Source organism: Variovorax sp. J31P207 (assembly GCF_030316965.1).
In the GTDB taxonomy this organism is placed as follows: Bacteria; Pseudomonadota; Gammaproteobacteria; order Burkholderiales; family Burkholderiaceae_C; genus Variovorax; species Variovorax ginsengisoli_B.
Map to the genome: position 1 here is coordinate 1 of NZ_JASZYN010000004.1, position 12,782 is coordinate 12,782.

Genomic DNA, 12,782 nt, shown 5'->3' on the forward strand with positions numbered 1-12,782 from the left:
TGCTCGCGGTACGCGGGGTCCGCGCAAACTCGCTTCGCTCAAACACGCGCGGCCCTTTTTCCGCGCACCGCTGCGCTGCTCGGCGGTGCCTCAACGGCCGGCCCGGGGCATACCGCCCGCCACCGCTGACACGTTGGGGTTGCATCAGCGTTGGACACGACACGGATCTTTGATCACCCCCTGAGCCCGGCATGCGGTGCGGGACGGGCGATCCCCTCTGCGCCGCTGAGGAGCGCAGCTTCAGGCGGATCAGGGCCGCGCGTGTTTGAGCGAAGCGAGTTTCGCGTGGACCCCGCCTGAAGCGAGCACCGCAAGGGAGCCCGAAGGGCCGGCGCAGTGGGGTCGCTCGGCCCGCACCGCGTGCCGGGCGCCCGTCCCAATGGGCCAACCTCTAAATCATCCCGCCGTTGATCGAGATCACCTGCCCCGTGATGTAGGCCGCCTCGTCGCTCGCCAGGAACCCGGCCAGCGACGCGACCTCATCAGGCGTCCCGGCCCGCTTCGCAGGCACCATCTGGTTGATCATCGCCGCGTCGAACACGCCATCCGCCATCGGCGAAGCGATGATCCCCGGCGCGATCGCGTTGACGGTCACGCCACGCGCCGCGACTTCGAGCGACAAGGCCTTGGTGGCACTGTTGAGCGCGCCCTTGGCCGCCGCATAGTTGACCTGCCCGCGATTGCCGGTCAACGAGGCCACGGAAGAGATATTGAGGATGCGCCCCCAGCGCGTGCGCAGCATCGGCAGCAGCAGCGGCTGCGTGACGCGGAAGAAGCCGTTGAGGGAGACGTCGATCACCTTGTGCCACTGCTCGGGCCGCATGCCCGGCAGCACGGCGTCATCGTGGACGCCGGCATTGTTGACGATGACCTGCACCGGCCCGCCCTCGAGCAGGCGCTGGCAGGCCGCCTGCGCGGCGTCGTCGCTGCGCAGGTCGAAGACCACGCATTCGGCCTTGCCGCCGGCGGCAGTGATCGTGGCAGCCAGTTGCGCCACCGACTCCGGCCGCGAGTTGGCATGCAGCAGCACGGTGGCGCCGTCGCGCGCCAGTCGTTGCGCAATGGCCGCGCCCAGGGCGCCGCTGGCGCCGGTGATCAGGGCGCGTTTTCCGATGAGACTCATGCGTTGGCTTCCATGGCAAGCGGGGTGTTCAGGACGACGACCGCCCGGCCCTCGGCCAGCGGCCGGCCGGTGGCGTCAGTGACTGCGAATTGATAGAGGATCTGGCTCTGGTCGCCGGTGAGCCGCTGCGCATGCACCTGCAGTTCGCCCGCGATGTCGTCGATGCGGGCGACGCTCAGGCGCACATTGCGCGCACTGGCCAGGAACCCGGCCGAGGGCGCGCTGCCCTCCGCCGCCAGCAGGCCGCCGTGCAGCGCCATGGCCTGCGCCGCGTACTCGATCAGGTTCGGCGACAGCAGGCCGGAGGCGGTGCGCAGCGGGTTGTCCGGATGCGCATGCGAGGCGGACGTGCAGTGGATGGATTCGGCGTCCCATGCGGCGAGACGGTCGAGCAGGCACATGGTGCCGCTGTGCGGAATGCGCCGCGCAATGCCGGCGCGGTCGAGGGTCTGGGGTGCGGTCATTCGGCTTCCTTGATATCGGCCACCAGCAGCACGTTGGCAAAGGGCGTGCCTGCGCTCATCGGGATGCTGTGGACCTTGAATCCGAGCCGCTCCAGCAGCAGCATCCAGTCATCGAGCGGCCGGCCCCAGGTCGGCGACACGCGGTGGCCGCGGATCCGGGTCACGGTGCGGTCGACCCACTGGCTGATCGCAAAGCCGCGCCGGCTGGCGGCATCGCCGACCCGCAGCAGGAGACGTCCGCCGGGCTGCAGGGCGTCGCGCACGCGGCGCAGCACGCCCTCCTGGGCGTCGAGGTCGACGTAGTGCAGCACGTCGAGGATAACGACCAGGTCGCTGGGCGGCAGGGCGGCCCGGCACATGTCGGCGCAGACGAACTCCGGCGCCGGCTGCAGGTGGCCGATCGACGCCTGGGCGCGCTCCACGTCCTTGGGCATCAGCTCGATGCCGGTGTAGCGGATCGCGGCCGGCGCTGCGCTCCAGGCGGCGGGCCACGCACCCGGGCGCGACTGCATCGTGCCGAGGGCCGACAGCAGGCTCGCGAACAGGCCCTGCCCGCAGCCGATGTCGACCACCCGGCCGCGGTGCGCGCCGATCAGGCCGCGCTCGACCAGGCCGCGGAAGACCGGGTCGCGGCCCAGCTTGCCGCGCGCGAAATGCCAGGCGAACTTGCCGGCCTTGCGGTACGGCGCGGTCGCGTGCTCGTGGATCTGACGCCAGGCGGCGTCGGTGGAAACCGGGTTCATCGTTCAGCCAGGGCCTCGGGCAGGGTCACGGCACGCAGGCCGTCGGATCGGATTCTGGCCAGCAGCGGCGGCAGCACCTCGAGGACGACCGCGCGGCCGCCCTCGGTGCGCGCGGCATGGCCGTCGTGCAGCAGCAATATGTCGCCGGCCTTCAGGCCCTTCTCGAGCCGCGCCAGCACGATCGCGGGATTGCCCTCGCGGGTGTCGAAGCCGCGCCGCGTCCAACTCACCAGCGACAGGCCCAGGCGGTGCAGCACCGGCGCCAGGAAAGGGTTGCGCAACCCGGCCGGAGCCCGGAAGCAGCTCGCCCGCTCGCCCGTGACCTCGAACAGCACGGCCTGGGCGCGCGCGATCTCGGCCTCGAAGCCGCGCGGGCCCAGCAGCGAAAAGTCGTGGCGGTGCCGCGCCGTGTGGTTCTGGATGCTGTGGCCGCGGGCGACGATCTCGCGCGCCAGCGCCGGATGCGCGGCCACGCGCTCCGCGATGCAGAAGAAGGTGGCGCGCTGGCCGTGGGCGTCCAGCAGGTCGAGCACCTGGGGTGTGACCTCCGGGTCGGGCCCGTCGTCGATCGTGAGCGCGATCTCGCTGCGCGCCGCGGCGGCGGCCGGCAACCGCGTCATGTTCGGCCCCAGCAGGCTGCTGCGCGGCGTCAGTCCGGCGGCGGTGATCAGCGCATGGTTCAGCACCACCGCAGCAATGGCCCAGGGCAGCGCGCCGGGCACCGTCACCGCGGCCCCGAGGGCGAGCAGGTGCCAGCCGACGCTGGCACGCACCAGCGGTGGCCACGACCAGCGGGTCGGGGAAGAAGAAACGACGGCAGCCATGGGGCCCGATTTTCCCATCAGCGTGGACCGGTCCCGGAAGGGGCTGCGGTGCGCGCGAAGGCCGCCGACAACAGCAGTGCCAGCAAGGCGCCGGGCGCCACCACCCGGCCGATCGAGGACAGCGCCGGAATGTCGGAGATCGCGATCAGCCCGAACGACACCACGGTCGTCAGGTTGGCCAGCATCAGCGAGGCCAGGGTGTCCTCGTCGGCCCGGCCGGTCTCGCGCAGCTGGTCGAAGAACAGCGCGTAGTTCGACCCCACCGCCACGATCAGCAGCAGGCCGACCAGGTGAAGGATGCCCAGCGGCACGTGCAAGGCCGCCATGCCGCCGAGGGTCAGCACCACGGCGACCACCAGCGGCAGGCAGACCGCCAGCAGGCGGCGCCCCGAGCGCAGCCAGGCGGCCAGCAGCACCACCACCGCGAGGGCACCCAGCATCACCTGGACGAAAGCATCGCGCAGATAGCGCTTGTAGAGTCCGGACAGTTCGTCGCCGACATTGACCACCTGCACGTCGGGCAGGCCGTCGAGCGCGGCCGCCAGCCGGGCGGGATCGAAGCTGGCGCCCGGGTGCAGCGAGATCAGCGTCGACCAGCCGCCGGCGGCGCGCTCGAACATCAGTGCCCCGACCACGGCGTCGAGCGGCGTGCCCGCCAGGTCGGCGCGCCGGATCATCGGCAGCGCCCGGGCGGCCTGCACGTCGGCGATGAAGGGCTCGAGGCGCGCAGCCGGCAGCGGCAGGCCCTGCGTCGCTTCGGCCAGGCGGCTGCGCAAGGTCGCGGCGTCCGGCAGGCTGGCGATGCGCGCCGCCTGCGAAGCCTCGCTCGGCAGCACGCGGGTGACGGTCTCGAAGCCCGAGAGATCGCCCTTGTCGACCAGCGCCTCGAGACGCTGGCCGGCCGCCTCGGTGCTGCGCAGCGTGGCCTGCATGTCGCTGCCATGGACCACGACCAGGGTGCCGCCGTCGCTGGCGCCTATGTCGGCGCGCAGTTCGGCATCGAGCGATTGCATCGCCTTCGGCACCGGGCTCATCGCCCCGAGGTTGGCGCGCCAGAGATAGCCGCCCTGCCACAGCACCAGCGCCAGCGCCGCCACGCCGAGGCCCGAGAGCAGCCAGCGCAGGCGCGGCAGTCCGCGCACCAGGAAGCCGGCCAGCTGGGCCATCTGGCGCCGCATGCCCATGCCGGTGGCGCCGTCGGGCGCCAGCACCGGCAGCACGAAGCGCGCGACCAGCGCCGCCGCGACCAAGCCGGCGATCGAGAACACGCCGAGCTGCGCCAGCCCCGGGAAGCCCGAGAACACCAGCGCCGCGAAGCCGCAGACCGAGGTCAGCAGCCCGAGCCGCACCGTGGGCCAATGGATGTCGCGCCAGCGCTGCCAGCCGGTGCCGGCGACGGCGGCGCCGCGGGCCTGGATCAGGTAGTAGATCGCGTAGTCGACGGTTTCGCCGATCAGCGTGCTGCCGAAGCCCATCGTCAGGCCGTGCACTTCGCCGAAGACCAGGCTCACCGCCGCGGTGCCGCCGACCACGCCGGTGGCGACCGGCAGCAGGGCGATCACCAGCGCCCGCGGCGAGGCGAAGGCCAGCAGCAGCAAGGCGCCCATGACGATGCCACCGACCACCGCCAGGTGGATCGCCTCCCCCTTGATCTGGTCGCGGCTCTGCACCGAGAACACGGGCGCGCCCGTCATCTCGAGGCTCGGACCGGCGCCGGCCATCTCGCGCGTGGCCTCGTCGAAGGCGCCCTGCACGCGCGCGATCGCCAGGGCAATGGCGTCGAGGTCGCTGCCGGCGGCATGCGTGGTGGCGAGGATCAGCGCCCGCGGCGCGGTGCGCGACACCCAGACGCCCTCCTCGCTGCGCGGCGAACTGGCGGGAATCAGGCCTTCGGCGATGCGCTGGGTCTCGCCGGTGGGATCGCGGTCGAGCAGCGGCTTGAGCGCGTTGCCCGCCGGCGTGCCGAGCATCGACAGGCTGTCGAGGATCGCGTCGCGCAGGCCGGCGGCACTGAATCGCTCCGGCGTCAGCCCGGCTGCCAGCAGGTAGCGGTGGTCGAAGACCCAGGTGCCGGTGTCCTTCCAGTCGCTGGTGTCGCCGTTCTGGACCAGGTCGAACAGCCGGCTGTCGCGCATCGCACGCGCGACCGCGCGCGACACCGCCGCCCGCTGCGCCGCGTCCCGCCCGCCCTCGATGCCGATGAAGATCGTGCGCGAGGCGATGCCGCTCTGCAGCTGCTCGATCAGGATCTGCTGCCGCGCGTCGGGGCTGGCCGGCAGGAAAGCCGACAGGTCGGCGCTGAAATGGGTGCGCGCGATCAGCGTGGCACCGGCCAGCAGCGCCAGCAGCCAGAGGCCCAGGGTCAACGCGACACGGCGGCGACCGGGGGCGGCAGCGGCTCGGGTCACGGGGTGGTGCGCGCCGATGCCGCGGAGGGGGCGGACGGAACGGCCGCCGTGCCGGCGCCGCGTTCGGGCGTGATCGCCATCACCGAGCGGTCGCCGCCGATGAACTCCATGTCGATGCCCAGCACCTCGCCGCCGCGTCCGCTCAGGCGCATCGAGCGCACCTGGGCCGCCAGCCGCGGATCGATCGGCTGCAGATCCAGACTCCAGCCGGCGGCCGAGCCGGAGAGCGTGCTGCGGAAGTAGCGCTGCAGGCTCTGGCTGTTGCCGCTCAGCGTGCCGCGCATGGCCTCAACCATGCCGAGCAGCTCGGGCATGCTGTCCAGGGCCAGCGTGCGCGTGCGGCCGCCGCGCGACAGGGTCAGCGTGTTGCCCTCGACGCTCATCGTCTCCTGACGCGGCGACAGCGTGCGGCGGATCAGGCGGTCGGGGGCCGTGAAGCTCAGCACGCCGCTGGCGTCCAGTGGGCCTTCCAGGCCGCGCACGAAGCGCTGCTCCGTGAAGCGGGCCTCGCCGCTCTTCTGCTGCGCCAGCAGGCCCATCAGCTCGGGCAGGTCGAAAGCCCAGGCCGACGAGGCGAAAAGCCCGGACAGCATCAGCGCGGCCAGCGCCCTGCCCCAGCGTTCAATGCGGATCTTCGAGCCAGAAATCATGAAAGTTGAACCAGTTGTACGGGTAGGCGCGACACAGCGCCTCGAGCCGGGCCACGTAGGCTTCGAGCGCCGCGCGGATGCGCCGTTCCCGCTCGGCCGGGTCGCTCGCGCGCTCGCTGAAATCGGCCAGCGGCTCGAACAGCACATCGTAGCGGGCGCCGCCCACGTAGAGCCCGGCCATGAAGAAGACCTTGCGGCGCAACAAGGCGGCGAGCCGGAACGGCCCGTCGTTGAACAGCGCCGGTCGGCCGAGGAAAGGCACCTCGATGCTGCTGCCGCGCTGCTGGCCCGCCTCCTCGGGCCCGGCCAGGGTGCGGTCGGCGAGCAAGCCGGCGAGCCCCCCGGAATCGAGCCAGTCGCGCAGGTCCAGCATCGAATGCGGCCGCCCGAGCGCGATCATGTGCGGCCGCAGCTCGGGCAGGCTGATGGCGTTGAGCACCGCGTTGATCTGCTGCGCGTTGTCGGGGTACATCACCATCGCGGGCCGCAGATCGGCCGGCGCACCGGCGCGGTGCTTGCACGCGCCCAGCGCCTCGAAGCTGCCGACATGGGCGCCGAGCATGAAGGCGCCGCGGCCGGCGTTGACCTCGACCTCGACCGGCGCATTGCCGAAGACCCGGATGTCGAACAAGTCCATGCGCCCGCGCAGGAAATAGAGCCGGTCGAGCACGGTGGAGGCGAAGGCGTGCAGCAGGCGATAGCCGTCGGCCCAGCCGGCCTTGGGACCGACGGCGCGGAACAGGTAGCGCTTGATGTGGCGCCGCGGGGTCGGCGAGAACAGCAGGAAGTAGAGCGAGATCGGATGCAGGATCAGCCGCGTCAACGGCCGACCGCACAAGATCGCGATCGCGCAGATGATGCGCAGCGCGAGCATGTTGCTGCGCTCGGGCGCGCGCGACCACTCGGCCTGGCGCGACTTCGCATCGCCCGGCTCGGGCGGCGTTGCGCTCATATGGCCGCGCCAGGCACCCAGCGTCCGCTGACCGCAACCACCGCGCCGCAGCGGACCTCGAAGCGCAGGCCCCGGGCGGCGCCGGTCTCGGGCACCAGGTCGATCACCAGCGTGCTGCCCGGGCGCACCGGCGCCAGGAACTTGGCCGCGGCCAGCGTCGGCTCGGTGCCGAGGCGCGCGGCCAGTGCGGGCACGCCGTGCACCGCTTCCAGGACCTCGGCCAGCAGCAAGGCACCCGGCATCAGCGGCTGGCCCGGAAAGTGGCCGGCAAAGGCCGGATGGTCCGCGGGCACTTCGCGCGTGACCTGCACCGCCGTGCCGTCGGCGGCCAGCTGGGCCAGCGCGAACTCGCGCAGCGAGCGCGCCGTGAGCTTGCCCGTGCCCTCGCGCGGGAAGGCCGCCACGTGCACCACCCGGCGCGGCACGAAGACCGCCTCGATCCGTTCGCGCAGGGCCGCGATGATCGCCGCGGCATCGAGCCCGGGCGCGACCACGAAGGCCACCGGCCGCACCACGCCGTCCGCCACGTCGTCCGGCAGCCAGAAGGCGCCGTCGACCACGCCCGGGATGCTGTTGAGGTGGTGGTTCAGGTAGCCCAGCGAACTGCGCCGCCCGGCCACGTGGATCAGGTCGTTGGCCCGGCCGAGCAGCCGGAAGCGCCGGTCGTCGACCAGTTCCAGGATGTCGGCCATCGGCGTCGGCTCGGGAATGAAATCACCCGAGAAGATGAAGCGCTCGACGCCGGCCGCGTCATGCTCGGCCTGGACCCGGATCTCGCCGAAGGTCTCCCAGACTTCGCTCTGGGTCGGCCGGCGGGTCGCGACCTGGCCCGACTCGGTACTGCCGTAGATCTCGATCAGAGCGCCGCCCATCGCCTGTTCGGCCTGGGCCGCCAACTGGGGCGACAAGGGGGCCGTGGCCGACAGGATCAGGTCGACCGGCGGCAGCGCGATGTCGGACAGCAGCAGCGTCTTGAGGTGGAACGGCGTCGTCACGAGCGCCCGCGGCTGCGGCACCGAAGCCAGCGCCTCGGCCACGTCGGCGGGAAAGAACGGCCGGCCGCTGTCGAAGGCGGCGCCGCCCAGCAGGGCGAGCAGCACCGAGGACTCGATGCCGTAGCTGTGCTGGACCGGCACGGTGGCGACCAGCGTCAGCCCAGCCAGCGACGGCCGTCCGAGCAGGCCGGCCAGGCGGTCGACCGCGGCCTGGACATCGCCGAACAGCGTGCCCCAGGTCTTGGCATGCGGCTGCGGTGCGCCGGTCGAACCCGAGGTCAGCAGGCTCACCGCATGCATGCCGGCGGCAAAGGACGGCAGCGGCGGCTCCGGGCCATCGACCGCCGGCGCACGGTCTTCGACCTGCACCCGCGGCAGGCCGGGGGTCTCGAGCGCCGGGTCGTCGATCACCGCATAGGCGGGGTCGCCGATCTCGTGCAGCCGCGCCAGCGTGTCGGGGCGCGCATCCGGCGGCAGCAGGCTGGCTTCGCCGCGCACCAGGGCCGCGGCCAGCGCGACCGCGAAGGCGTAGCGGTCGACGCACAGGTTCACGACCGGACCACCCGGCAGCAGCGCCGGCGCGAAGCGGGCGACATCGGCCAGGAACTCGCGCGCGCTCACCGGGGTGCCGGCGCGCCAGGCCAGGGGTTGGTCGAGGTCGCGCTGCGCCAGCAGCGGCAGGAAGGTGTCGGGACTCAAGGGATTCGCCAGGTTCAGTGCCGCGCGGAGGGGTCCGCCGGCGCACCATAGAAGGCGCGCACCGCGTCGATCAGGCGGGTGCGCTCGAATTCGGGATGCAGCCGGTAGCGCATCAGGTGCTCGCCGACGAACAGGCCGGCCACCAGCAGCGGCGTCAGCAGGTTGGCCAGCACCGACCAGGCCGCGAACGACAGGCTCGCGTAGACCGCGATCGACGCCACCACCATCAAGGCGAAGTACAGCGTCCAGACCCGCGTGACCTGGGCGGTATAGATGCGCATGGCCGGCGACAGCGGATGCACGCGCTGGGCGAACTGGCCGATCAGCGACAGCCGGTCGCCCCAGAGCGTGCCGCCGAACCAGCCGCAGAGCAAGGCGTTGATGCCGACATGCTGCAGCACGTAGAGGCGGTTCGGGTCACCGGCCTCGCCCAGCAGCACCAGCGCGAAACCCGCCACCCCGGCCAGGCCGGCCAGCGCCAATCCCGAGCGGCCGAAGCGGCTGCCTGCGAGACCGAGCGCGGTGAGCCACAGCGGGCCCAGCAAGACCACGACGGCCCAGGGCTCGGCCGCGTGGTAGAGCATCATCCAGTGCGACACGCAGGCATAGCTCACCCCCGCCAGCAGCAGGAGCGCCATGCGCCAACGGGACATGGATCAGGACGTGCCGCGGTGCGCCGCGACATGCGCGGCCAGGCTGCGCAAGGATTCGAAGATCTGCTGGTTGCGCTCGTCGTCCGAGCGCAGCTGGAAGCCGTACTTGCGCGACACCTCCAGCGCGACTTCCAGGATGTCGATCGAATCGAGCCCGAGGCCTTCGCCGTACAGCGGTGCGGTCGGCACGATGTCGGCCGGGGCCACTTCCAGGTTGAGCGACTCGACCAGGAGGACAGCCAATTCATTCTCGAGGGGTGACTGTTCAGTGGCGTCGCCAGCGGCGGGAACGGGGGATTGGGCAGTCGATGACAAAGGAGAACTCCGGGTCTTGGGGAATTGTCGCAAAGGGATACGCGAATACGCCTTCGGTCACACCGGAGGAAGCTTCGCATGGGGTCGCGATTATAGGAGGCCGGCTTCGCTAGACTGGGCCCCTTCGAACGACCGGAACACCCCATGGCCGACCCTCTCCTCATCGCCCGCCACGGCAGCATCGAATGCACCCTGCTCCCGGGGCTGGCCAATCGACACGGCCTGATCACCGGCGCCACCGGCACCGGCAAGACCGTCACGCTCCAGACCATCGCCGAAAAGCTGTCGTCGATCGGCGTCCCGGTTTTCATGGCCGACGTCAAGGGCGACCTCACCGGCGCCAGCCAGGCGGGCAGCATCGGCGCCAAGATGGCGGGCATCCTGAAAGAGCGCGGGCTCGACCTGCCGCAGCCCCTGGCCTGCCCGGTCACGCTGTGGGACGTCTTCGGCGAGCAGGGCCATCCAGTGCGCGCCACGGTGTCCGACATGGGCCCGCTGCTGCTGGGCCGGATGCTCAACCTGAACGAGACCCAGTCGGGTGTGCTGAACCTGGTGTTCAAGATCGCCGACGACAACGGCCTGCTGCTGCTCGACCTCAAGGATCTGCGGGCGATGCTTCAGCACGTGGGCGAGAACGCCAGCCAGTTCACGACCGAATACGGCAACATCAGCGCCGCCAGCGTGGGCGCGATCCAGCGCGGCCTGCTCGCGATCGAAAGCCAGGGCGGCGACAAGTTCTTCGGCGAGCCGATGCTCAACATCGCCGACTTCATGCAGTCGGTGGACGGCAAGGGCGTGATCAACATCCTGGCGGCCGACAAGCTCATGAACTCGCCACGGCTCTACGCCACCTTCCTGCTGTGGATGCTGTCGGAGCTGTTCGAACAGCTGCCCGAGATCGGCGACCCCGAGCAGCCCAAGCTGGCGTTCTTCTTCGACGAGGCCCACCTGCTGTTCAACGAGGCGCCCAAGGCCCTGGTCGAGCGCATCGAGCTGGTGGTGCGGCTGGTGCGCTCCAAGGGCGTGGGCGTCTTCTTCGTCACGCAGAACCCGCTGGACATCCCGGATTCGGTGCTGGCCCAACTTGGCAACCGGGTACAGCATGCCTTGCGGGCCTTCACGCCGCGCGACCAGAAGGCGGTGAAGGCGACCGCCACCACCATGCGCCAGAAGCCGGGGCTGGACATCGAGGCGGCGATCACCGAGCTCGCGGTCGGCGAGGCACTGGTGAGCTTCCTCGACGACAAGGGCCGCCCGAGCGTCACCGAACGCGTCTTCGTGCTGCCGCCGGGCAGCCAGATCGGCCCGATCACGCCGGCCCAGCGGCAGGCCCTGATGGCGGAATCGCTGGTGGCGGGCGTCTACGAGAAAGCGGTCGACCGCGAATCGGCCTACGAGAAGCTCAAGGGCCGCGCCGCGACCGCACCCGATGCGCCCGCCACCGCCGGCAAGCCCGGCGCGCCGGCGGCGCCCGAGTCCGGCGGTGTCATGGGCAGCCTCAACGAGCTCCTGTTTGGCTCCACCGGGCCACGCGGCGGCAAGCACGACGGCCTGGCGCAGACCATGGCGAAATCGGCCGTGCGGACCATGGGCACGACGGTGGGGCGCGAGATCCTGCGCGGGGTGCTGGGCGGGATCTTCGGGTCGAAGACCAAACGATAGCCTGCGGCAAGCTCACCAGCGCAGCAGCCGGGGCCCGATCAGGGCGCCGGCGACCACCGGCAGCGCGATGCCCGCCACGTACCAGACCGCGATGTACGGCGCCGCCAGCTCCGGGCAATGGAGGGCATAGACCATCGCCCCGGCGCCGCCGGCCAGCGCGCCAGCCGCCGCCCCTGCCAACGCCGGCCGGGTCGGTGCCAGGCCCTTGAGCGCCCACAGCAGGGCCGCGAACATCGGCAGCGACACCACGGCGATGTCGATCGCGCAGCTGCGCCAGGTGTGCCCCATGACCAGCGCAGCGCGCTCTTCGACCGACGCGGAGAGCAACGCCACCAGGGCCAGCAGCCAGATCAGCAGCACAGGCGCCGCCAGCCCCAGCCAGGCGCCCCGAACCCGCACGCCCGGACGCGCCAGCCGCTGCACCACCACGAAACCTGCCAGGGCGATGCCGGCGCCGAACAACAGGCGGACCCAGAACATCGGCCAGAACATGGCCTCGATCAGGTCGCGCCTGACGCCATAGGCCATCAGCATCCAGGCCGACGAGACCGGCAGTGCGATCGCCAGCGCCACCCCCAGCCGACGCGACACCGCGCGCCGGCGCACCGGGGCGGCATCCGCCGCCAGCAGGGCGACGAGTTGGTCTGTTCTCATCGGCTCCCCCTGATCTTCTGTGCCAGCGCCTTCAGGCCGCGATGAACGCCCACCTTGACCGCCGATTCCGACATGCCGGTCAGGCGCGCGGTCTCGGCGACCGACAGCCCTTCGAGCCGGGTGTGGACGATCGGCAGCCGATGGCGGTCCGGCAGCGTCGCCAGCAGGCCCGCCAGGTCGCGCCGCGCATCGCTGGCCTCGTTGGCCGACTCGGCGAACACGGCGAGCTCGTCGTCCAGCGGGTCGTGCAGCGCCTCGCGACCGGCCCGGGCCCGCAGCAGGTCGATCATCTTGTAGCGCGCGATCGCATGCACCCAGGCGGTAAGGGGCTGGTCGGGCTGGTAGGTGTGGCGCTGGTTGTGCATGGCGAGAAGACATTCCTGGACCAGGTCCTCGACCTCGTCGGGCCAGCCGAACAGTCGCCGGGCCAGGAAGGCACGAAGGTGCGAGGCAAGCTGCTCCAGGAAGCTGCGATAGGCGGCCGCGTCGCCGGCGAGCCCGCGCACGAACAACCCGTGCAGCCGCAGCTCCGCTTCGCTTTTCGCCATCGGGCTTCTCTCTGACATTCGGGCAACGGCCGCGGCCGGTTACAGGCGCAGCCAAAAAAAGAAGACCGCCGGATTGTGCCGTGACGCCAAGC

Annotated in this window: 13 protein-coding genes; 1 reads left to right on the plus strand and 12 read right to left on the minus strand. The window is 71.4% G+C overall.

From position 1 onward, the window contains the following. Positions 1–391: 391 nt before the first annotated feature. The 10 genes from fabG to QTI68_RS14635 are packed head-to-tail and all read right to left on the minus strand — an operon-like array spanning position 392 to position 9,826. A complete protein-coding gene (gene fabG, locus QTI68_RS14590; RefSeq protein ID WP_286522289.1) occupies positions 392–1,123 on the minus strand; it encodes a 3-oxoacyl-ACP reductase FabG in 732 nt (243 codons plus the stop codon). Beyond that, the gene (locus tag QTI68_RS14595; protein WP_286522290.1) at positions 1,120–1,587 is read right to left on the minus strand and encodes a hotdog family protein; all 468 of its coding nucleotides are present in this window, start codon (positions 1,585–1,587) and stop codon (positions 1,120–1,122) included. The genes fabG and QTI68_RS14595 overlap by 4 nt, the downstream gene beginning before the upstream one ends. Continuing rightward, positions 1,584–2,330 (minus strand): class I SAM-dependent methyltransferase, encoded by a 747-nt coding sequence (locus tag QTI68_RS14600; protein WP_286522291.1) that lies wholly within the window; start codon positions 2,328–2,330, stop codon positions 1,584–1,586. Before QTI68_RS14600 ends, QTI68_RS14595 begins: the two co-directional genes overlap by 4 nt. Next, positions 2,327–3,172, minus strand: a complete 846-nt coding sequence (locus QTI68_RS14605) for a polysaccharide deacetylase family protein (protein ID WP_503011679.1) — start codon at positions 3,170–3,172, stop codon at positions 2,327–2,329. Before QTI68_RS14605 ends, QTI68_RS14600 begins: the two co-directional genes overlap by 4 nt. Then, positions 3,172–5,562, minus strand: coding sequence for an MMPL family transporter (locus tag QTI68_RS14610; protein WP_286522293.1), 2,391 nt, complete (start codon positions 5,560–5,562; stop codon positions 3,172–3,174). Before QTI68_RS14610 ends, QTI68_RS14605 begins: the two co-directional genes overlap by 1 nt. Then, positions 5,559–6,212, minus strand: coding sequence for a LolA-related protein (locus QTI68_RS14615; protein WP_286522294.1), 654 nt, complete (start codon positions 6,210–6,212; stop codon positions 5,559–5,561). Before QTI68_RS14615 ends, QTI68_RS14610 begins: the two co-directional genes overlap by 4 nt. Continuing rightward, a complete protein-coding gene (locus QTI68_RS14620; RefSeq protein WP_286522295.1) occupies positions 6,184–7,164 on the minus strand; it encodes a lysophospholipid acyltransferase family protein in 981 nt (326 codons plus the stop codon). The genes QTI68_RS14615 and QTI68_RS14620 overlap by 29 nt, the downstream gene beginning before the upstream one ends. Further along, positions 7,161–8,858: an AMP-binding protein gene (locus tag QTI68_RS14625; protein WP_286522296.1), complete on the minus strand. Its 1,698-nt coding sequence runs from the start codon at positions 8,856–8,858 to the stop codon at positions 7,161–7,163. Before QTI68_RS14625 ends, QTI68_RS14620 begins: the two co-directional genes overlap by 4 nt. 14 nt (positions 8,859–8,872) lie before the next feature. Then, on the minus strand, positions 8,873–9,511 hold the full coding sequence (locus tag QTI68_RS14630) for a COG4648 family protein (protein ID WP_286522297.1): 639 nt from the start codon (positions 9,509–9,511) through the stop codon (positions 8,873–8,875). A gap of 3 nt (positions 9,512–9,514) precedes the next feature. Beyond that, positions 9,515–9,826, minus strand: a complete 312-nt coding sequence (locus QTI68_RS14635; protein ID WP_286522298.1) for a phosphopantetheine-binding protein — start codon at positions 9,824–9,826, stop codon at positions 9,515–9,517. A 144-nt stretch (positions 9,827–9,970) separates the two neighbouring features. Between QTI68_RS14635 and QTI68_RS14640 the strand changes: the two genes are divergently transcribed. Continuing rightward, the gene (locus QTI68_RS14640; protein ID WP_286522299.1) at positions 9,971–11,488 is read left to right on the plus strand and encodes a helicase HerA-like domain-containing protein; all 1,518 of its coding nucleotides are present in this window, start codon (positions 9,971–9,973) and stop codon (positions 11,486–11,488) included. A gap of 12 nt (positions 11,489–11,500) precedes the next feature. Here QTI68_RS14640 and QTI68_RS14645 read toward each other — a convergent pair whose 3' ends face one another. Together QTI68_RS14645 and QTI68_RS14650 are read right to left on the minus strand one after the other, a co-directional pair. Beyond that, positions 11,501–12,142, minus strand: a complete 642-nt coding sequence (locus tag QTI68_RS14645; protein WP_286522300.1) for a DUF1109 domain-containing protein — start codon at positions 12,140–12,142, stop codon at positions 11,501–11,503. After that, positions 12,139–12,690 carry a sigma-70 family RNA polymerase sigma factor gene (locus QTI68_RS14650; protein ID WP_286522301.1) on the minus strand — a complete coding sequence of 184 codons (552 nt, stop codon included), beginning with the start codon at positions 12,688–12,690 and terminating at the stop codon, positions 12,139–12,141. Before QTI68_RS14650 ends, QTI68_RS14645 begins: the two co-directional genes overlap by 4 nt. Positions 12,691–12,782 lie beyond the last annotated feature (92 nt).